This window comes from Paraburkholderia sp. D15, assembly GCF_029910215.1.
GTDB lineage: Bacteria > Pseudomonadota > Gammaproteobacteria > Burkholderiales > Burkholderiaceae > Paraburkholderia.
This window is the reverse complement of sequence record NZ_CP110395.1, coordinates 3,277,835-3,298,983: the sequence shown is the minus strand read 5'-3', so window position 1 is coordinate 3,298,983 and position 21,149 is coordinate 3,277,835. Positions and strand designations below refer to the sequence as shown.

Below are 21,149 nucleotides of genomic sequence, written 5' to 3'. Positions count from 1 at the left end.
CACGACGAACCGGGGCTGGCTTTCCGGTTCCCACGCCGGTCCTGTACACGGCTGTTCCAGACCTGTCTTTTCCGCCCGAGCCTTGCAAGATGTGCCGGGCGGTGGCCTTTTCGGCTAAAATAGATAGGTTTTTCACCTACTTACAAGGCGTGCTCCGCTATTGTCCGAGCGCGCCTTTTTTGCTTGATCGGCACTGAATGGATCATATTCGTAACTTTTCGATCATTGCGCACATCGACCATGGCAAGTCGACGCTCGCCGATCGCATCATCCAGATTTGCGGCGGTCTGTCCGACCGCGAGATGGAATCTCAAGTACTCGACTCGATGGATCTCGAGCGCGAACGCGGCATCACCATCAAGGCACAAACCGCTGCGCTCACGTACAAGGCCCGTGACGGCCAGGTGTACAACCTGAACATGATCGACACGCCGGGCCACGTCGACTTCTCGTACGAAGTCAGCCGCTCGCTGTCCGCCTGCGAAGGCGCGCTGCTGGTCGTCGATGCGAGCCAGGGCGTGGAAGCACAGACCGTCGCCAACTGCTATACGGCGATCGAACTCGGCGTCGACGTGATTCCGGTGCTCAACAAGATCGATCTGCCGGCCGCGAACCCCGAGAACGCAATCGCCGAAATCGAGGACGTGATCGGCATCGACGCGACCGACGCCACGCATTGCAGCGCGAAGACCGGCCTCGGCGTCGAGGAGGTGCTCGAAGCGCTGATCGCGAAAGTGCCGCCGCCGAAGGGCGATCCTGAGGCGCCGCTGCAGGCGCTGATCATCGACTCGTGGTTCGACAACTACGTCGGCGTCGTGATGCTGGTGCGTATCGTCAACGGTACGCTGCGTCCCAAGGACAAGATCCGTCTGATGGCCACCGGCGCGCAATATCCGGTCGAGCATATCGGCGTGTTCACGCCGAAGTCGAAGAATCTGGAGACGTTGTCGGCCGGGCAGGTGGGCTTCATCATCGCCGGCATCAAGGAATTGGCCGCGGCGAAGGTGGGCGACACCGTCACGCTGGTGAACCGTCCGGCGCCGGAACCGCTGCCGGGCTTCAAGGAAGTGAAGCCGCAGGTGTTCGCCGGTCTTTACCCGGTCGAAGCGAACCAGTACGACGCGCTGCGCGATTCGCTCGAAAAGCTGAAGCTCAACGACGCCTCGCTGATGTACGAGCCGGAAGTATCGCAGGCACTCGGCTTCGGTTTCCGTTGCGGCTTCCTCGGCCTGCTGCATATGGAGATCGTGCAGGAGCGTCTGGAACGCGAATTCGACATGGACCTGATCACCACGGCGCCGACCGTCGTGTACGAGGTCCTGCAACGCGACGGCACGACCATCATGGTCGAGAACCCGGCGAAGATGCCGGAGCCGTCGAAGATCGAGGAAGTGCGCGAGCCGATCGTCACGGTGAATCTGTACATGCCGCAAGACTATGTCGGCTCGGTGATCACGCTGTGCACGCAGAAGCGCGGCACGCAGATCAACATGCAGTACCACGGCCGTCAGGTGCAACTGACCTATGAAATTCCGATGGGCGAAGTCGTGCTCGATTTCTTCGATCGTCTGAAGTCGATTTCGCGCGGCTATGCGTCGATGGATTACGAGTTCAAGGAATATCGCGCGGCCGACGTCGTGAAGGTCGACATGCTGATCAACGGCGACAAGGTCGACGCGCTGTCGGTGATCGTGCACCGTTCGCAAAGCCAGTATCGCGGCCGCGAAGTGGCGGCGAAAATGCGCGAACTGATTCCGCGGCAAATGTACGATGTCGCGATTCAGGCGACCATCGGCGCGAACATTATTGCGCGCGAAAACATTAAAGCGTTGCGTAAGAACGTGCTGGCAAAATGCTACGGCGGCGATATTTCCCGTAAGAAGAAACTGCTGGAAAAGCAAAAGGCAGGCAAGAAGCGAATGAAGCAGGTGGGCTCGGTCGAGATTCCGCAAGAAGCTTTCCTCGCGATTCTGCGTGTCGAAGACAAATAAGACGAACAACGGAACCCTATGAATTTTGCGCTGATTCTTTTTGTGCTCGTCATTTTGACGGGCGTCGCATGGGTCGCGGACAAACTGGTTTTCCTGCCGCAGCGCCGTCGCGCGGCGGACGCGGCGGTGGCCGAGTTCGATAGCCAGCAAGCGCGCATCGGCGAGCGTTTCGCCGATGAAAACGCCGCGCAGACGCGCGCGCGTCTGCGTGACGACAAGCTGCGTCAACCGTGGTGGCTCGAGTATTCGGCGAGCTTCTTTCCGGTGATTCTGGTCGTGTTCGTCGTGCGTTCGTTCGTCGTCGAGCCGTTCAAGATTCCGTCGGGTTCGATGGTGCCGACGCTGCTGGTGGGCGACTTCATCCTCGTCAATAAATTCGACTACGGCATCCGTCTGCCGATCACCAACACCAAGATCACGGAAGGCCGTCCGCTCGAACGCGGCGACGTGGTGGTGTTCCGCTACCCGAAAGACGAATCGGTCGACTACATCAAGCGCGTGATCGGTCTGCCGGGCGACACCGTCGCGTATCAGGACAAGCAACTCACGATCAACGGCAAGCCGGTGCCGGAAACGCCGCTGCCGGATTACCTCGACGAAGAACGTCTCGGCTACGCGAAGCAGTTCGAGGAAGATATCGGCGGCCGCAAGAACGCGATTCTGAACAATCCCGCGGTGCCGCCGTTCATCGTCGGCGCGGAAGATTATCCGTATCGCGATAACTGCACGTACAACGCGCGCGGCGTGATCTGCAAGGTGCCGCCGGGCAATTACTTCATGATGGGCGACAACCGCGACAACAGCGCGGACAGCCGTTATTGGGGTTTCGCACCGGACAAGAATATCGTCGGCCGCGCGTTCTTCATCTGGATGAACTTCAGCAATCTGAAACGCATCGGCTCGTTCCATTGAGCTTGCGTGCAGCGATTGCACGACACACGCCGCGCGCGTGACCCACACTTCGGTCAAGTCAGTCGCGGCGTGTTATCACGCTACTTTAAGAACACGCGGTAACGTCGCTTCACCACGCTTTTTCCGCTGACCGTCCCGCGTTTTCGCCGGGCCTGGCGCCCGCGTTATACTCTGCCCATGCCCCTATCTCCGTTGGAAAGCCGTTTGCGCTACGAATTTCGCAATGCGGAATTGTTGCGTCAGGCTTTAACGCACCGTAGTCATAGTTCCACGCATAACGAACGGCTCGAGTTTCTCGGCGACTCCGTCCTGAATTGCGCGGTGGCTGCGCTTTTGTTCCAACGTTTCGGCAAGCTGGACGAGGGCGATCTGTCTCGCGTCCGCGCCAATCTGGTCAAACAGCAGTCACTTTACGAAATCGCTCAGGCCCTGAATATTTCGGAAGGGCTGCGGCTGGGCGAGGGCGAGCTGCGCAGCGGTGGCTTCCGCCGCCCGTCGATCCTCGCCGATACGCTCGAAGCCGTGCTGGGCGCGGTGTTCCTCGACGGCGGGTTCGATGCCGCGCAGACGGTCATCAAGCGTCTGTACGTGCCGATTCTCGATCACATCGACCCGCGGACGCTCGGCAAGGACGCCAAGACGCTGCTTCAGGAATATCTGCAAGGGCGCAAGATCGCGCTGCCGACCTACACGGTCGTCGCGACGCATGGTGCGGCGCACAATCAACAGTTCGAAGTCGAATGCACAGTGCCGAAGCTGGATGTCAAGGTGTCCGGTTCCGGCGCGAGCCGCCGCGCGGCCGAGCAGGCCGCCGCCAAGAAGGCGCTCGATGAAGTGATGGCCGCCGCACCGGCTGTCGTCGCGAGGAGCAAGCGCTCGAAGGGCGCGCGCGCGGCGAAGCACGCCGAGCCGGAGATCGTGCCGGGCGTGACTGGCGTGCAGGCGGCGTTGGATCTGCGTAGTCCGGACCGGAAAGGTGAGCGTGGCGCTGGCCGGGGAGAGGCGCGCGCTACCGGCAATGCGGTGACCATCACGGCAAACGCTTACGCTACGTCTGATGCTGCGACGGAGCGGTCCGCGCCAGCCGTTGCAACTGCGCCGCTGGCGGTGATTCGCGCCGCGCACGTCGAATACAGCGGGCAGGGCAACGACAAGGCCGAGCGCAGTACCACCCGGCAGGCGGACGCCAGGCAGCCCGACGTCAGGCCAACCGACAACCGCGCAACGGATTTGAAACCCACGGAACCGAAGTCCGCCGCCGACGTAAAGTCCGCCGACGCAAAACCCACGGCCGCATCGCCCGCCGACACCAAACCGGCCGAAACCAAACCGGCCGACACCGCAGCGTCCCGCAATGCCGACAAACCGCGCAGCCGCGAAACCGTTCCGCCGAGCCCCGCCGTGGCCGCTCCGGGTGCGCCGGCCGCCGCCGAACACGAATCCGGCATTGCCGGCGCGGTCCAGACCCGCGTCGCCGATGCGGGCCATTGATTGCCGTCGGCGCATTGCGTTTTCCGCGCGCCGAACCGAACCTGCCGCAACCCGAATATGAACGCTCCCACTCCCTCTGATTTTCGTTGCGGCATGGTCGCGATCGTCGGCCGTCCTAACGTCGGCAAATCCACGCTGATGAACGCGCTGGTCGGCCAGAAAGTCAGCATCACGTCGCGCAAGGCGCAGACCACGCGTCATCGCATCACCGGCATTCACACGCTGGAAGACGCGCAGTACATCTTCGTCGATACGCCCGGCTTTCAGACCAAGCACAGCACGGCGCTGAACCGCTCGCTCAATCGCGCGGTCACGTCCACGCTGACCGCCGTGGATGCGATCCTGTTCGTGATCGAAGCCGGCCGTTTCGGCCCGGACGATCAGAAGGTGCTCGATCTGATTCCGCCGTCGGTGCCCACGCTGCTGATCGCGAACAAGCTCGACCGCGTGTCGGATAAAGCCACGCTCTTTCCGTTCATGCAGCAGGTCAGCACGCTGCACAAATTCAGCGAGATGGTGCCGCTGTCGGCGAAGAATGCCGACGACGTCAAACATTTGATGGCGACGGTCAAGCCGTTCCTGCCGGTCGGCGCGCCGATCTACGGCGAAGACGACCTGACCGATCGCAGCGAGCGCTTCCTCGCCGCCGAAATCCTGCGCGAGAAAGTGTTCCGCTGGACCGGCGACGAACTGCCGTACACGAGCACCGTGCTGATCGACAAGTTCGAAACCGAAGGCCGTCTGCGGCGCATTTTCGCGACCATCATGGTCGACCGCGACATGCACAAGGCGATGATCATCGGCCAGAAGGGCGCGAAGCTGAAGCAGATCAGCACCGACGCGCGGCTCGACATGGAAAAGTTGTTCGATGGCCCGGTCTATCTGGAAACCTTCATCAAGGTGAAGAGCGGTTGGGCGGACAACGAAGCCGGACTTCGCGCATATGGGTACGAATGACGCGTGGATGACGCTGAATTCCGCGGCCGACCCGGACGATTCGGCGCCGGCCGCGCCCGCACGCGAGGCCGCCAGGCCCGCGCGTAGCACCCGAAAATCCTCCAGTAAAAGCGCTCAAGGCGCGGACAACGAGCCGCATCAGCCCACCACGCCGCGCACCGCGCCACGCCGCGCGCCGCGCAGTGCCGCATCCGACTACCGGATCGCCGAGCAACCGGCGTTCGTCCTGCATAGCTATCCGTACAGCGAAACCAGTTTGATCATCGACGTGCTGTCGCGCGATCACGGCCGTCTCGCGTTGATCGCGAAGGGCGCGAAGCGGCCGCATTCGGCGTTGCGCGGCGTGTTGCAGACCTTCCAGCCGCTGGCGCTGTCGTGGTCCGGTAAATCCGAAGTGCGGACGTTGACCGGCGCCGAGTGGGTCGGCGGGATGCTGCCGTTGCGCGGCGACGCGCTGTTGTGCGGCTTCTACGTCAACGAACTGCTGGTCAAATTCTGCGCGCGCGAAGATCCCCATCCGCAACTGTTCCATCACTACGTCGTCACGATGACGCGCCTTGCGCACGACGAGCCCGCCGTGCAGGTGCTGCGTTCGTTCGAGCGCGTGCTGCTGCGCGAAACCGGTTACGCGATGGCGCTGAACTGCACCGTCGCGCGCAAGGCGGTGGTGGCCGAGGGCCGCTACGTGTTCGACCCCGAACGCGGCGTACGCGAAGCGTCCGGCGATCTGCCCGCGCAGTGGCCGGTGGTGTCGGGGCAGACCTTGCTCGATATGGAGCAGGACGATTACCATCGTGCGCAAACCGTGGCGCAAAGCAAAACGCTGATGCGCTTTCTGCTCAACACTTACCTTGGCGGCACGCCGCTCGCGACGCGCCAGATCCTGATCGACCTGCAGAACTTATGAGCTTCTTTCTTACGTCGCCGAATGTCATCGACCTGGGCGTGAATATCGATCACGTCGCCACGCTGCGCAACGCGCGCGGCACCTCCTATCCCGATCCGATCCGCGCCGCGTTGATGGCTGAAGAGGCCGGCGCCGACGTGATCACGCTGCATCTGCGCGAAGACCGCCGGCATATCGTCGACGCCGACGTGCGCAAGCTGCGTCCGCTGCTGAAGACGCGCATGAATCTCGAGTGCGCGGTCACGCAGGAAATGCTCGACATCGCGTGCGAAGTACAACCGCACGATGTCTGTCTCGTGCCCGAGAAGCGCCAGGAACTGACGACCGAAGGCGGTCTCGACGTCGCCGGCCAGTTCGAGGCAGTGCGCGCGGCGTGCCAGCAGCTCGCCGCCGCGAACTCTCGCGTGTCGCTCTTCATCGATCCGGACGAAACGCAGATTCGCGCCGCGCACGAAGCCGGCGCGCCGGTGATCGAGCTGCACACCGGCCGTTACGCCGAAGCGCACGACCCCGCGGAACAGCAGCGCGAATTCGAGCGCGTGGTGCGCGCGGTCGAGTTCGGCGTGACGCTCGGCATCAAGGTCAACGCTGGCCACGGTTTGCATTACACGAACGTGCAGCAGATTGCCGCGATCGAAGGCATCGACGAATTGAACATCGGTCACGCGATCGTCGCGCATGCGATCTTCGCGGGCTGGGAGAACGCCGTGCGCGAGATGAAGGCGATCATGGTCGCCGCGCGTCTCGGCGCGCGTGCGTGATGCCACCTGACGCGGCGACATCGGGCATGACAATGATCTACGGCATTGGCACGGATATCGTTCAGGTCAGCCGCGTGGCCGCCGTCATGACGCGCACCAACGGCCGCTTCGCCGAGAAGGTGCTCGGACCCGACGAGCTGCGCGTGTATCACGCGCGCCACGCGCGTTCTGCGGCACGCGGTCTCGCGTTTCTCGCCACGCGTTTCTCGGCGAAGGAAGCGTTCTCGAAGGCGATCGGGCTCGGCATGCGCTGGCCGATGACCTGGCGGGCGCTGCAAACGCTCAACAAGCCGAGCGGCGAGCCGATGGTGGTGGCGTCCGGCGAACTGGCCGAATGGCTCGACGCGCGCGGCATCACCGCGCGCGTGACGATCAGCGACGAACGCGATTACGCGGTGTCGTTCGTGATCGCCGAAGTCGCGTCGCCGGGCGCGCAGCCGCCGGCCGTCGCCGGTGAATAAATAATATTGAACGCGGCCCCTGCTGGCCGCGTCTTTCTTTGTCCCGAGCTTTTTTCTAGCGAAATTCGATGAAAACCACTCCAGGACCGGTCATGTTCGACGTGGTCGGCAAAACGCTGAACGACGACGACAAACGCCGCCTTGCCCATCCGATGACCGGTGGCGTCATTCTGTTCGCGCGCCACTACGAGAGCCGCGCGCAACTCACCGCGCTGACCGATGCGATCCGCGAGATCCGCCCGGATCTGCTGATCGCCGTCGATCACGAAGGCGGCCGTGTGCAACGCTTTCGCACCGACGGCTTCACCGTGCTGCCGTCGATGGGCAAGCTCGGCGCGCTGTGGGATGCCGACGTGCTGCATGCGACGAAGGTGACGACGGCGGTCGGATACATCCTCGCGGCAGAGTTGCGCGCGTGTGGGATCGACATGAGTTTCACGCCGGTGCTCGATCTGGATTACGGGCACTCGCAGGTGATCGGCGACCGCGCGTTTCACCGCGATCCGCGCGTGGTGACGCTGCTCGCGAAGAGTCTGAACCACGGTCTCGCGCTCGCGGGCATGAGCAACTGCGGCAAGCATTTCCCGGGGCACGGCTTCGCGCAGGCGGATTCGCACGTGGCGATGCCGATCGACGAACGTTCGCTCGACGAGATTCTCCGCGACGACATCGCGCCGTACGACTGGCTCGGTCTGTCCTTGGGCGCGGTGCTGCCGGCCCACGTGGTGTATCCGCGGATCGACGCGAAGCCGGCGGGTTTTTCGCGCGTGTGGCTGCAGGAAATTCTGCGCGGCCGGCTGCGTTTCGAAGGCGCGATTTTCAGCGACGATCTGTCGATGGAAGCCGCGCGCCAGGGCGGCACGCTGACCGAAGGCGCGAGCGCGGCGCTGCAGGCCGGCTGCGACATGGTGCTGATCTGCAATCAGCCGCACGAAGCGGAGAAGGTGCTGGACGCGCTGCGCTTCACGCCGTCGAAGGAATCGCAGCGCCGTCTCAAACGCATGCGGCCGCGCGGCAAGGCGCTGAAGTGGAGCAGGCTGGTTGCGCAGCCGCAGTATTTGCAGGCGCAGGCGCTATTGCGTAGTGCGTTTGCCGGAGCAGCTTGAGTTTTCGGCGAGCGAAGTGGCTGTCGCGTTCGCGTTTGAAAACAGGCGCCCGCTTGCGCTGATCCAATGGAAACCTGAGACAAAAAAAACGGCGCCTTCATTTTTGAAGGCGCCGTTTTTCATGAGCCGGAGCTTCCTGCCGCAAGCAAGCCGGCGGCTTGCTCCTGCTCCTGCTCCTGCTCCTGCTCTTAATTCAACCGCATCCGCTGCAACTTGTTGTACAGCGTCTTCGGACTGATGCCGAGCAGCGACGCCGCGCGATGCCGCGTGCCGCCGACCGCATCCAGCGTCGCGCGGATCAGCATTTCCTCGACATCCGCGAGCGGTGTGCCGACGGTCACCTGCACGCGGCTGCCATTCAGATCGCGGCCGTTGGCTGAACCGGCTTCGTCGGCACGCAGCGATTCCAGCACGTCGCCGGACGCGTGATACGCACGCCGCGCACGCTCCTGCAATTCACGCACGTTACCCGGCCATTCGTACGCGAGACATTCGCGGATGAAGTTCGGCCCGATCTGCTTGGCCGCTTCCGCCGTGCCGCGCGCGGCGGCTTCGTGATTCAGCTCGTCGACGATCGCCTGGGCGATCAGCGCCGGATCTTCGCCGCGTTCGCGCAGCGGCGGCAACGTCACCGCCGCGGCTTCGAGACGCAGCGCGAGGTCTTCGTGCAGACTGCCGTCGGCGACGGCCGCGCGGGGCGCCTTGCGCGTCGACGCGATCAGGCGGAAATCCGTCACCACCTGATTCGTGCCGCCCACTCGCATGAAGGTCTGCGAATCGAGCGCGCGCAGCAGTGCTTCCTGCTGGGGGCGCGGCAACTCGGAGATTTCGTCGATGAACAGCGTGCCGCCGCTGGCCTGCTCGAACAGGCCCGGCTCGCGCTGTTCGGCGCCGTTGAACGCGCCACGCTCGTGGCCGAACAGCACGCTGTCCAGCGAGCGATGCGCGGCGGCGCTGGCCGCGCTGCGGCAGTCGAACGTGATGAACGGCCCTTTGCGGCGGCGGCTCATGTCGTGCATGGTGCGCGCGGCGACCTGCTTGCCGGTGCCGGCTTCGCCCGAAATCAGCACGGCGGCCTCGGTTGGCGCGAGATGTTCGATGGTGTCGTACACGTGCTGGATCGCGCCGCTGCGGCCGAGCATCGCGCCGAAGCGGCCGAGCTGGCGCAGCGACGCGCGCAGCGTCTGCACTTCCTCGGTCAGCTCGTATGGACGCGGAATACGCGCAAGCAGACTGCGCAGGCGCGGAATGTTGACCGGCTTGAGCAGATAGTCCCAGATGCCGTGGCGCAGGCCTTCGATCGCACTTTCGACCGTCGCGTTGCCGGTCATCACGATGACGGGCAGGGCGCCGCCGGGCGGATGCGCGGGCAGGTGCTGCAGCACGTCGAGGCCGCTGCCGTCCGGCAGGTTCAGGTCGACCAGTACGACATCGGGGATGAAGCGTGTCAGCGCGGCCCGCGCCTCGGCGATCGTGGTGGCGGTGTCGACGGAAAAACCGTCGGCCGCGAGGATTGCGGACAGGCCTGACAGGCTATTGGGATCGTCTTCAACAATCAGGGCGTGTGGCATGGCGAGCGCAGTTCTAGATGGATGAAATACCTGTGCGCGACGCCGGAATGCGGGCGTGCTGCACGGGCGCGATGGCTGGCCGGTACTGACGGTCGAGGGCTGCGTCGCTGCCGGACGTGATTGCCGTGGCGGGCACGGCGCTCGTGTGACGGCCGGATAACGCGGCGCTTCGACTCATGTAGTTCTGGTCCTTTGCTTTGAACGGGATGCCTGCCGCGTACCCAAAAGAGCGTGCGAGCAGGCAACCTGTACTTCCTTCATTCGGGCTGTCAGAAATCCCGGTTGCTATCGAAGAAACGCCTGACTTCGAGTTCAGCCTGTTCGCGCGTTTTTCCGTAGCGTTCCTGGATCAGGCCCGCGAGTTTATCGGCACGGCCCTCGGCCTTGGTGAGCTCGTCGTCCGTCAGTTCGCCCCATGCGGTCTTGGCCTTGCCCAGCATCTGCTTCCACTTGCCTTCAGCGATGTCGTTATTCATGTCGCATCTCCGGAGTTGAGGAAAATAAAGCCATATTGGCCTGCTAGCGTATGAAGCAGGGACCGTGCCAATGGCATTTACTTAAGCTTATCAATGGTTTGTTAGATGCGGGATGGGTAGTTTCGGATAGCGATCAGGCAATTTTGAACAGTCCGCCGGTAAAGTTTTCCTCAACCATACACGGCGGCGCAAAAAAGAAAAAGCGCCCAAATTGGGCGCTTTTATTTGCCATTTTTTTCGGCGCGGGCCGAAGGCCGCGCCGGAAAGAACGGGCGGAGGCAGGCCGGCGCTTACGCGCGGCTGCGGTACTCGTGGGTACGCGTGTCGATTTCGATCTTGTCGCCAATGTTGCAGAACAGCGGCACTTGCAGTTCGAAACCCGTGGTCAGCTTGGCGTTCTTCAACACCTTGCCCGACGACGTGTCGCCCTTGACTGCCGGTTCCGTGTAGATGATTTCGCGGACCAGCGTGGTCGGCAGTTCGACCGAGATCGCCTTCTCGTTGTAGAACACGACTTCGCAAGCCATGCCGTCTTCGAGGTAATGGAGCGCGTCGCCCATCATTTCGGCTTCGACTTCGAACTGGTTGTAGTCGGCGTCCATGAACACGTACATCGGGTCGGCGAAGTACGAGTAGGTCACTTCCTTGCGTTCCAGCACGACGACGTCGAACTTGTCGTCTGCCTTGTACACGGTTTCCATGCCTGCGCCGGTCAGCAGGTTCTTGAACTTCATCTTGACGACGGCGGAGTTGCGGCCCGATTTGTTGTATTCGGCCTTTTGCACGACCATTGCGTCTGCGCCGATCATCACGACGTTGCCGGTGCGGAGTTCCTGTGCGGTCTTCATAAAACTGTCCTGTACGAAATGAGTAGCTTCAACTTGTGCTCAACGGCATACGGCGCAAACGGCTTCGATGCCGAGGCCTTGCGTCCGGCCTGCGTGCTGCCCGAGTCCGGATCGCGCCCGGCTGGCGCACGCCTGATTTGTTCCGATTTGTTCCGTTACCTGCCTGCGGGCATTGCCCGTCACTGCTTTACCCGATTCGGGCGTGTACACGAGTGGCGCCGATCCGAGGGCTGATGTTGCCAAGCCTTGCCGAGTGCCGTTTAATGCCACTCCGCCGCCGCGATCGGGCCGCGCTTGCGTCGTCGGCCGTTGGATAACCGCTTATTTTAACTGACTTTTTGCGAACAAGGCCAGATTTCCGGCGAGGTCGCCGACTTCCGTCAGTTCGAGCGCCCAGTCCTCGGCGCGGCGTTTGAGGGCCGGATAGTGGCGCTGGAATTCCGCCCAGTCCGGCTGGCCCGCGCCGTTCCATGCGTGCCAGAAGCGCGCCAGCGCCGCGCGGGCCGCCGCCGGCAGCCTGCCGGCGTAATGGGCGAGGGCGGCGTCGAGTTTGGGCAGATGGGCATCGTCGGCTTGCGGGTAGATGTGCCAGACGAACGGTTTGGCCGCCCATTGCGCACGCACGAACGAATCTTCGCCGCGGACGAAATTGAGGTCGCTGGCCCACAGCAGCGCGTCGTAGCCGGGCTGGCTGGTGAAGGCGAGTGCGTGCGCGCTCAGGTTGCCGCGCTCGGCGTGCGTGCCGGCAGGGAATTCGCTCAGGCCGAAAAAGCGCGCGACGTCGGCCGATACGCGGCCCTCCGGGACCAGTAGCACGACCGGCGTGCCGCCGTCGCGCCACTGTTCGAGCAGGCTGGCGACGGCGGGATTCTCGTACGCGAACAGCGAGACGACGGTGGTCGTCGCGGGCGGCGGCGCGCGGCCGACCGTCTGCATCCACCACGCGGCCCGTGCTTCCGATGATGTTTCGAAGGCGGCGCGCGCGGCATCGAGATGCCGCTCCTTCAGCACGCCGCCCGTGCCCGGTCCGAGCCCCGGAAAGAAGAAGGTCTTGTTCAGCGGATAGCGTGGATGCGGCGATGGCCGCAGATGGAAATCCGCGACCCAATCCTCGGCGCTCAGATAGTCGAGGTTGAACCAGACGGGGGTGCGCTCGCGCCGTGCCATTGCGGCGACATACACCGGTGGCAGTTCGCAGGCGAACGCTTCGATCACGACGTCGGCGATGTCGAGCGTATCGCCCGCGTGGGCCGGCGCGTGCCAATGCTCGATGACGATGCCGTCGATCGTCTGGCGGCCGCGGTCCACTTCCAGCGAAGGACATAGCTTCCGGAACGCGTGCAGATCGTCGACGAACAGGCGCACCTGCCAGCCATGCTCGCTCGCGAGTTGCCGTGCGAGGCGCCAGCACACGCCGATATCGCCGAAGTTATCGATCACCGCGCAGAAGATGTCGCAGGCAATCGAAGTAGCGGCGCCTGATGCGGCCTCGCCGGATGCGGCGACCGCAGGTGCGGCCGGGGGAGAAGACGCGGCGTTGGACATGGTGGATCGAGTCGCGAATGCGCCCGCGTGGAATGTTCTAAACTGGCGATTCTAAAGCACTCGTCCACGACCGCGCGCCGCGGCTACCTGCCGGCGCGCACGCAGTCGCGGCTTGAGACGAGGCCTCGCGAGACTGTCCCATCCAATCGATCCTGCATGACCGAACCCGAAGCAACCGACGCCTTCGAGCCGAAAAAAGTGCTCGCCCAACTGCCGCATCTGCCCGGCGTCTATCGCTATTACGACACGCATGGCGCAGTGCTCTACGTGGGCAAGGCGCGCGATCTGAAGAAGCGCGTGTCGAGCTATTTCACGAAGACGCTGCTGTCGCCGCGCATCGCGATGATGGTGACGCGCATCGCGCGGATCGAGACGACCGTCACGCGCTCCGAGGCCGAGGCGCTGCTGCTCGAAAACAATCTGATCAAGGCGCTCGCGCCGCGCTACAACATCCTGTTTCGCGACGACAAGTCGTATCCCTATCTGAAGCTGACCGGGCACAAGTTTCCGCGCATGGCGTATTACCGGGGCTCGGTGGATCGCAAGAATCAGTACTTCGGGCCGTTTCCGAGCGCGTGGGCGGTGCGCGAGAGCATCCAGATCCTGCAGCGCGTGTTCCAGTTGCGCACCTGCGAAGACTCCGTGTTCAACAATCGCACGCGGCCGTGTCTGCTGCATCAGATCGGCCGTTGCACGGCGCCTTGCGTCGCGGCGATCAGCGAGGAGGACTACGCGCGCGACGTCTCCAATGCGTCGCGTTTTCTGCTCGGCCGTCAAGGCGAAGTGATGAAGGAGCTCGAGGAGAAGATGCATGCGTTCGCGAGCGAGCTCAAGTTCGAGCAGGCCGCGGCGGTGCGCAACCAGATGAGTTCGCTGTCGACGGTGCTGCATCAGCAGGCGATCGAAGTCGGCAGCGATAGCGACGTGGATATTCTCGCCGTCGTCGCGCTCGGCGGACGGGTCTGCGTGAATCTCGCGATGGTGCGCGGCGGACGGCATCTGGGCGATAAGGCGTATTTCCCGGCGCATGTGGAAAGCGCATTGACGGCGGATGAGGGCGGGCTCGACGAGGAGGGCGCGGGCGACGTGGCCTTGCTGGCGGCCGTGGTTGCCGATGATGTGGACGCTCCTGATGCTCCGGATGCCTTGCATGCGCCCGAAGTTGCGAGCGATGCGGATGACGAAGCCGATCTCGACGCCGACGCCGAGCAGGGTGGCAGCGACGGGCAGGACGACGACCTGGCCGCGACGGAAACCACGACGCAAGCCGCGGCCGACGCTGCGCACACCGCAAGCGCCTCCGCCGCGCGTCCCACGAAAGGCCGCAAACGTCGCGCGGATGGCGGCATCGAAGCCGAAGTGCTCGAAGCGTTCATCGCCCAGCACTACCTCGGCAATCGCGTGCCGCCCGTGCTCGTGGTCAGTCATGCACCAGCCAATCGCGAGCTGGTCGATGTGCTGATCGAACAGGCGGGTCACAAGGTCTCGGTGTTGCGCCAGCCACAAGGGCAACGTCGCGCCTGGCTTGCGATGGCCGAGCAGAACGCGCGGCTCGCGCTGGCGCGTCTGCTGTCCGAACAGGGCTCGCAACAGGCGCGCACGCGCGCGCTCGCCGATACGCTCGGCATGGAGTGCGACGACCTCGCGCATCTGCGGATCGAATGTTTCGACATCAGTCATACGATGGGCGAGGCGACGCAGGCGTCGTGCGTGGTGTATCACCATCACAAGATGCAGTCGTCGGAGTACCGGCGCTACAACATCACCGGCATTACGCCGGGTGACGATTACGCGGCGATGCGCCAGGTGCTCACGCGGCGCTACGAGAAGATGGTCGCGCTGGCGGCCGGGCGTGCGGGTGCGGACGATGCGGCCGGCGGCGAGCCGGCGATCGAGGCACCCGACGAGTCGCCTGGCAGCGGCGAGCCGGTCGCCGCTGCCGACGCGGCCGACGTGGGCGCCGTGGATAACGTGGTTGACGACACCGTCGACGGCACGATCGACCTGCCGGACGATGCAGCCGATGTCCCAGCCATTGCCGCCGAATCCGCCGAACCGGCCGCCGCGCCTGGGGCGATCCTGCCGACCATCGTTCTGATCGACGGCGGCAAGGGGCAGGTCGAAATCGCGCGTCAGGTCTTCACGGAACTGGGGCTCGACATCGGCATGCTGGTCGGCGTCGCGAAGGGCGAGGGCCGCAAGGTCGGCCTCGAAACGCTGATTTTCGCCGACGATCGCACGCCGCTCGAACTCGGCAAGGAAAGCGCCGCGCTGATGCTGGTCGCGCAGATTCGCGACGAAGCGCACCGTTTCGCGATCACCGGCATGCGCGCGAAACGCGGCAAGACGCGTCAGACATCGCGGCTCGAAGAGCTCGAAGGCGTGGGCGCGAAGCGGCGTCAGCGGTTGCTGGCGCGCTTCGGCGGCTTGCGTGGCGTGGTCGCGGCGAGCGTCGAGGATCTGGCGAGCGTCGAGGGGATTTCGCAGGCGCTCGCCGAACAGATCTACCGGCAATTGCACTGATTGCGGCAGCCGCGCCGGTTCGCTCACCGGTCGCCTGTATGCGTCCAGCGGCGCGCGTGCCAAGGCCCGCGCGCCGCTTTGCTTGTGGCAGGCCTTGTGACACGGCACAATTGCATCTCCCTTGCCAGAGACGCTGCGCCTGCCCATGCCGTTTAATTTCCCGATTTTCTTGACCTGGCTGCGGATCGTGCTGATTCCGCTCGTCGTCGGCGTGTTTTATTTGCCGGACATGATGATGAGCCCCGCGCACCGCAACCTGGCGGCCGCGACGATCTTCATTCTGGCGGCGCTGACCGACTGGTTCGACGGCTTTCTCGCGCGCAAATGGAATCAGACTTCCGCATTCGGCGCGTTTCTCGATCCGGTTGCCGACAAGCTGATGGTGACGGCGGCGCTGCTCGTGCTCGTGCAACTCACGCGGATCGATTCGGCGATTGCGCTGGTGATCGTCGGCCGCGAGATCGCGATTTCGGCGCTGCGCGAATGGATGGCGCAGATCGGCGCGTCGAAGAGCGTCGCGGTGAATTCGCTCGGCAAGTTCAAGACCGTGTGCCAGATGGTGGCGATCCCGATGCTGCTGTTCTACGGCCCGCTGCCGTTCGGCGGCGGCGTGAGCGTCGACACGCGCGTGTGGGGCCTGTGGCTCATCTATCTGGCCGCGTTCCTGACGATCTGGTCGATGCTCTACTACATGAAGCTCGCGTGGCCGCAGATTCGCGAGCGGGGCGGAGTAGCCTGATTCTTTTGGGTTTTTCGCGAGCGTCCTTGCGCTCCTCCCGCAAGCGATGCGACATGCTGCGCGTTGCCGGTTGATGAGAGAAATCTTTTCGTTAAAAGAGATTCGCAAAGGGGGTTGACACGTTTCAGTCGTTTCTCCATAATCTCGTTTCTCCGATGCACGCAGTACGAAGCGTCGGCGGCAGTAAGAAGGTGTTGCAGTCAGTAGGGCATAAGTAGTACGGCATTAGCAGCACAAAGCGGGAGTAGCTCAGTTGGTAGAGCGCAACCTTGCCAAGGTTGAGGTCGCGAGTTCGAGCCTCGTCTCCCGCTCCAAAATTTTTGAAGCAATGCGTTGTTTGGCGAAGTAAAAGTGCAGCGCGTTGTGAAGCAGTTCAATGCGGGAGTAGCTCAGTTGGTAGAGCGCAACCTTGCCAAGGTTGAGGTCGCGAGTTCGAGCCTCGTCTCCCGCTCCATACATCAGGGGAAGCCAGGCTTCCCTTTTTGTTTGATGGGTTGGCGGTTTTCGCCACGCTGGTTTGGCCAGTGCCCATCCGACAAATCTGCGAATCTGCAGCTAGATTCCAGTCCGCTTGCGGCGCGATAGCAAAGCGGTTATGCAGCGGCCTGCAAAGCCGTTTAGGCCGGTTCGACTCCGGCTCGCGCCTCCAGAAGTTCGATGTAAAGAAAAAGCCCCGACTTGTCGGGGCTTTTTCTTTTGCTGGATCGAGAGCGTCACTCGTCCAATCGATCGTCACTGCCCGCTGCGGCGTCACCTCCGGAGCGCTGACGCATCGTGCCGATCGCCATATCGATTGACATGCGAGCGCAGTCGGCAACGAGGAGGCTGGCGCTATTTACTTCTCGTTCGTCACACGTGGTCGGCGAACTTACACAGGTCGATAACGTGCAGTTCAATTCACTGTGGCGACCAAAAAATGTGAACTCCAGGTAGCGGTGAATATTCAACGGCTGCTATCTTGCTCTGACGCGTAGTCAGCCGCTAACGTTTCCATTACTGACGTAGTCGATCTACCCACCAAAACAGTCTGCGACTGGACAAAAAGGGTGAAGGTCCGAATTCCATCGGCAGCGGATGCTATCTTCTGGCAGCAGAAACAGCGACCAATGCGGGATTGCAGGGACGCACCTTGACGTGCGGGATATTGCCACGCGCCGAGCGGGTTGACCAAACCGTCGCTGGCGAAAACGATTCGTTCGGGATTCTTATCGATCCGGCTCCCAATGGCCATATGCGATGGTCTTTCCACTTTGGTGACGGACAAGCAACGGTCACTGTCAGCGGAGCCCAGAATGTCATGAGTTCATCGAACCAGTCGACCTATCTTATTACCGGGCCGGCCCTGAGTTATCCAGCGCCGGAACAGTTGCGCAGGCTGCTGTGCAGTGCTGCGAAATAATGCTTTCAATTTTCCTTTGAATTGATTTCGTAATTGGTAAAACGTAATGAAAAATTAATCTGACTATGTGACTTTGATTCAACAATTGGATCGCTTTTTATTACCGATAATTACGCGCTCAATGATGTGTCCGGCTTCCCATTCGCCAAGTCCCACTGCAGATTCCGATTCAAGTTCCCACGCTTCACAATTCAAGTTATTCTCTGGCCGAGCCGGCCGGTTAGCATTAGAGAAAATCGCCGGACCTGAGTAAAAAATATTCACGGGGTCACGTTCGCAAATGGGCTTGGAAAAACCAGACGTTCAAAGCGGGCCGCAGGCGGAAAAACAGAGCAAACGCACCTCAACTCTCGCCAGGTCTGTACTCGCAACAGTAGCGTTCGCAGGCCTGATTACGGCGGGTGCGTTCTATACCTCCGGAAATCCTTTATTTGCCGCCTACTCAGGCGACTCGGTCAGCGCGTCTGATCGAAATGCGCGCATCGCGGCGTTCAATTCGCTTCACGAATTGCAGGTATCGACCGTCGATAGTAAGGACATGGCAGCCGCGCTCGACGCCATGCATCTTGCGCCGCCTGAGCGAGCCAGGCTCGCGGCGGAAACCGGCGTCACTTCAGGCAACGCGTCGGTCGGAGACACGCACGCAAGCGCAACTGCCGCGTCTGCGGAAAACGACAAGGCCGCGACATTGCCCAACGTCGCGGCCCACGCGGTCCAGTCCGGCCACGCCGCATCGCCGGCACCGATGCCGGCGCCGGCTGCGGCTGCTAACGCCGCGCAACTGACTTTGGCATGGGTGCGTCTGTGGGACACGGACGTCGAAGACGGCGATGTCGTTCGTATCGAAAGTGCAGGCTATTCGAGAACGGTGACGTTGACCAATCGAGGCACCACGTTCGCGGTGCCGGTTCCGGCGAATGGACAAATCCACATCGTGGGCGTGAGAGATGGCGACGGCGGGGGCATTACCGTCGGCCTCGCTTCGGGGGCGGCTCAGGCTGTGCTTCCGATAATGAGCGTCGGCCAGGTGCTGACGCTGAATGTCAGGACGAAATGATGCGTTGGTTGAACTCTATCGCGGCCCGTTTTGCGCCTTTGGCTTTTGTCGTCATGGCTTGCGTGGCGGCGGCTCAGTTTCTGTTGCAGCACAGTCCCGATCACGCCTATCTCGGCCGTCTCACCGGGGTCGTCGCGGCTTTTCTCCACGATTACGCGTGGGGTGTGTTCGTGGGGGCGGTCGTGTTGTGGCTTATCACCTTCGCGGGTTTTTTCCATGATCGGCAGCGAAGTAAACAATCAGGCGACAAGAAAGAAGGGTGGTTAATGGACGCACTTGACAGACTCACGAATCGGCGCGCGCTTGAACAGAAGCTGGCTCAGGAGCCGGAGCCGCAGGTCATCGACGCAGAGAAACTCGCCGATGCGCTGAAAGCCAAGGTCATCGGACAGGACGCAGTCTGTGACGACATGGCGTCGCAAATCCGGCGCAGGCTGGCGCTCAGACAGCGCAACAAACCGGTTGGCGTTTTCATTCTGGCAGGTCCTCCGGGTACCGGCAAAACCTATCTGGCCAAATGCCTCGCGGCAGAGCTGGGGCGTCGTCTCCTGCATTTCGACATGACGCAGTTTTCGAGCGGTGCACACGCCGCGACGCAACTGTTCGGCGCCTCCAAGGGTTATGTCGGCTCCAACAGCTACGGCAAGCTCACGGCCGCACTGCGCGATACGCCCGATGCCGTCGTTCTGCTGGACGAAATCGAGAAAGCGCACCCGGAGATTCACAAGAACTTCCTGACCGCCTGGAATGACGGGTTCGTCACCGAAGCATCCGATGGTCGGCAAATTTCAACCACGCGCGCCATTTTCATACTCACCACGAATGCCGCAACGGACGATTTGCAGACGTTGAGCGTGACGTTCGCCAACGATGCGGATGAACTTCGGCGGTCGTCCACGAATGCGCTTCGCGAAGCGGGCTTTGCGCCCGAGGTCCTGAACCGGCTCGATCGGATTTTCGTCTTCAAGTCGCTTTCCGGGCTCGATATCGCGCGCGTCGCCGCGCTGGAAATCGAGGCGATGATCAAGAGCTACGGTCTCGACGTCGCCGACGAAGGCATTGACCCGGACATTCTGCTCGACATGATGCGGCGCCAGCAGCGTATGGGCTCCGGCGCCTCGTCACGCGATCTCGTGCGCGCGGTCGAAGAATCGCTGGCTGACACGCTGATCGATGCGCGGCAGCAGGGTCATAGCAAGGTCACGCTCGTGTCGTCGGAGGGCGGCGTAGTCGCGAGGCCGGAACGATGAGCGCGAATCTCCCCGAGACGGATGGTCAGAACCTGTGGACGCGCGCGCCATTGTGGCGGCTATCGGTGTCGGCGGCCGTTCTGCTGTCGGCCGCCGTCGTGTGCTTCCCGCCGAAGTGGCGCGTGCCTGCCGTTCAGCCATTGCCACCCATGCCGGAGGCCGTCAGCTACACGTCGCAGCAAAAAGCGGTCGTGGCGCAGGCAATGCCGGCATCCAACCCGGCACCGGTCGGAAAGAGGATTGCCGCAACCCCGGATCAGGCACCCGTCAATGCCGCGCCAAAACAGGCGGCGAGCGGGCGCAAGAGCGGCGTAGCGACGCTAGCCGCCGCGCCGGGTCCGGCGGTCAAGCCGCCCGTGACTGCGCAGATTTCGATGGCGACGCCGAACGCAGCCGGCGGCAGCGATCCTTCCGGTCTGGATCGCGCTTTCGTCGGGCGTACGTATCGCCAGTCGATCGCCGCGGATGGATTCAACGTGCCGCTCCCGCCGGGGCAATGGGCGGTGCTGTCCAATAGCAGTATCCGGATGCGCGGTGCGTCCGGCGTCGCTTATTTTCTCGGACGGATCGAACATAAGCGGCTTGTCGGCGCGATCCGTCTGTTCGCTCTGCATAGTAGCGAACAACCCGGGGCGGGCTTTCCTGCGGCGACCGGGTGCACAACCGGCAATCCCAACCTGAATCACCTCGTCCTTGACTCGGTCACACCTTACGGACATCAGGCATGCTGGCTGATCAGCAATTACTTCACGCCGCCTTTACAGCAGTGGGCCGATCGCGCGACGAAGATTTCCGGATTGGACCGGGCCGCGGGCGGCGACCTGGCCGCGAAAGGCGTCGACTATCCTCAGGACTTCGTGGACATACGATTCACGCGCGCCGAAACATGGGGTGTGCTCGAGGTGTCGTATCTGTTTGATCCCGAGATTGAAGGGATCACCGCGAGCACGGCGCTGTCCGCGCGTGAATCGGATTGGCACGCGCCGAACGCGCCGCGTTTTCCGGACAAAATGGCTTACCTGGCAAAGATGCAGGAGTGGGGAGAGGGGTTATGGCCAACATTCCAGCAGGCATTCGACTCAGGCAAACCGCCCCCGGTCGCGGTCAATCCCTGACCAGCGGCGTTCGATGTCGAGTGGCGGCGAGGGGGGCGTA

The 21,149-nt window shown here is 62.8% G+C and carries 18 protein-coding genes and 3 tRNA genes; 16 read left to right on the top strand and 5 right to left on the bottom strand.

All coding sequences use genetic code 11. The features are described 5' to 3' along the window. The first annotated feature begins 197 nt into the window (after positions 1–197). The 8 genes from lepA (at position 198) to nagZ (ending at position 8,586) form a co-directional block, all read left to right on the top strand. Complete coding sequence (lepA, locus tag LFL96_RS14180) at positions 198–1,991, top strand: translation elongation factor 4 (RefSeq protein WP_280995852.1); 1,794 nt, start codon at positions 198–200, stop codon at positions 1,989–1,991. A gap of 18 nt (positions 1,992–2,009) precedes the next feature. Beyond that, positions 2,010–2,903, top strand: coding sequence for a signal peptidase I (lepB, locus tag LFL96_RS14175; RefSeq protein ID WP_280995851.1), 894 nt, complete (start codon positions 2,010–2,012; stop codon positions 2,901–2,903). Between the two features lie 177 nt (positions 2,904–3,080). After that, on the top strand, positions 3,081–4,394 hold the full coding sequence (gene rnc / locus LFL96_RS14170) for a ribonuclease III (protein WP_280995850.1): 1,314 nt from the start codon (positions 3,081–3,083) through the stop codon (positions 4,392–4,394). 57 nt (positions 4,395–4,451) lie between these two features. Further along, the gene (gene era, locus LFL96_RS14165; RefSeq protein ID WP_280995849.1) at positions 4,452–5,351 is read left to right on the top strand and encodes a GTPase Era; all 900 of its coding nucleotides are present in this window, start codon (positions 4,452–4,454) and stop codon (positions 5,349–5,351) included. Next, positions 5,338–6,258, top strand: a complete 921-nt coding sequence (gene recO / locus LFL96_RS14160; protein WP_280995848.1) for a DNA repair protein RecO — start codon at positions 5,338–5,340, stop codon at positions 6,256–6,258. The genes era and recO overlap by 14 nt, the downstream gene beginning before the upstream one ends. Then, positions 6,255–7,019, top strand: coding sequence for a pyridoxine 5'-phosphate synthase (gene pdxJ, locus LFL96_RS14155; protein WP_280995847.1), 765 nt, complete (start codon positions 6,255–6,257; stop codon positions 7,017–7,019). The genes recO and pdxJ overlap by 4 nt, the downstream gene beginning before the upstream one ends. A 26-nt stretch (positions 7,020–7,045) precedes the next feature. Beyond that, positions 7,046–7,480 (top strand): holo-ACP synthase, encoded by a 435-nt coding sequence (acpS, locus tag LFL96_RS14150; RefSeq protein WP_280995846.1) that lies wholly within the window; start codon positions 7,046–7,048, stop codon positions 7,478–7,480. Between the two features lie 68 nt (positions 7,481–7,548). Next, positions 7,549–8,586, top strand: a complete 1,038-nt coding sequence (gene nagZ / locus LFL96_RS14145; protein ID WP_280995845.1) for a beta-N-acetylhexosaminidase — start codon at positions 7,549–7,551, stop codon at positions 8,584–8,586. 188 nt (positions 8,587–8,774) lie between these two features. On the opposite strand, the gene LFL96_RS14140 is transcribed toward nagZ, so the two are convergent. The 5 genes from LFL96_RS14140 to earP form a co-directional block, all read right to left on the bottom strand. Then, positions 8,775–10,157, bottom strand: a complete 1,383-nt coding sequence (locus LFL96_RS14140) for a sigma-54 dependent transcriptional regulator (RefSeq protein WP_280995844.1) — start codon at positions 10,155–10,157, stop codon at positions 8,775–8,777. A gap of 13 nt (positions 10,158–10,170) precedes the next feature. Beyond that, entirely contained in the window at positions 10,171–10,335 is a 165-nt protein-coding gene (locus tag LFL96_RS14135) for a hypothetical protein (protein WP_280995843.1), read from the bottom strand. Between the two features lie 91 nt (positions 10,336–10,426). Further along, positions 10,427–10,633, bottom strand: coding sequence for a CsbD family protein (locus tag LFL96_RS14130; RefSeq protein WP_280995842.1), 207 nt, complete (start codon positions 10,631–10,633; stop codon positions 10,427–10,429). Positions 10,634–10,923: 290 nt separating this feature from the next. After that, on the bottom strand, positions 10,924–11,481 hold the full coding sequence (gene efp, locus LFL96_RS14125; protein ID WP_280995841.1) for an elongation factor P: 558 nt from the start codon (positions 11,479–11,481) through the stop codon (positions 10,924–10,926). Between the two features lie 321 nt (positions 11,482–11,802). Beyond that, the gene (gene earP, locus LFL96_RS14120; protein WP_280995840.1) at positions 11,803–13,026 is read right to left on the bottom strand and encodes an elongation factor P maturation arginine rhamnosyltransferase EarP; all 1,224 of its coding nucleotides are present in this window, start codon (positions 13,024–13,026) and stop codon (positions 11,803–11,805) included. Positions 13,027–13,182: 156 nt separating this feature from the next. On the opposite strand from earP, the gene uvrC reads away from it, so the two are divergent. From uvrC to LFL96_RS14080, 8 genes are all read left to right on the top strand, one after another. After that, entirely contained in the window at positions 13,183–15,549 is a 2,367-nt protein-coding gene (gene uvrC, locus LFL96_RS14115) for an excinuclease ABC subunit UvrC (protein WP_280995839.1), read from the top strand. A gap of 145 nt (positions 15,550–15,694) precedes the next feature. Then, entirely contained in the window at positions 15,695–16,288 is a 594-nt protein-coding gene (gene pgsA, locus LFL96_RS14110; RefSeq protein WP_280995838.1) for a CDP-diacylglycerol--glycerol-3-phosphate 3-phosphatidyltransferase, read from the top strand. Between the two features lie 238 nt (positions 16,289–16,526). Continuing rightward, positions 16,527–16,602, top strand: a tRNA-Gly gene (locus LFL96_RS14105). Between the two features lie 64 nt (positions 16,603–16,666). Beyond that, a tRNA-Gly gene (locus LFL96_RS14100) sits at positions 16,667–16,742 on the top strand. A gap of 121 nt (positions 16,743–16,863) precedes the next feature. Continuing rightward, positions 16,864–16,937: transfer RNA gene (locus LFL96_RS14095), tRNA-Cys, on the top strand. Positions 16,938–17,973: 1,036 nt separating this feature from the next. After that, complete coding sequence (locus tag LFL96_RS14090; RefSeq protein WP_280995837.1) at positions 17,974–18,744, top strand: hypothetical protein; 771 nt, start codon at positions 17,974–17,976, stop codon at positions 18,742–18,744. An 8-nt stretch (positions 18,745–18,752) separates the two neighbouring features. Further along, positions 18,753–19,994 carry an AAA family ATPase gene (locus LFL96_RS14085; RefSeq protein ID WP_280995836.1) on the top strand — a complete coding sequence of 414 codons (1,242 nt, stop codon included), beginning with the start codon at positions 18,753–18,755 and terminating at the stop codon, positions 19,992–19,994. Further along, positions 19,991–21,109 (top strand): hypothetical protein, encoded by a 1,119-nt coding sequence (locus LFL96_RS14080; RefSeq protein WP_280995835.1) that lies wholly within the window; start codon positions 19,991–19,993, stop codon positions 21,107–21,109. The genes LFL96_RS14085 and LFL96_RS14080 overlap by 4 nt, the downstream gene beginning before the upstream one ends. Positions 21,110–21,149 lie beyond the last annotated feature (40 nt).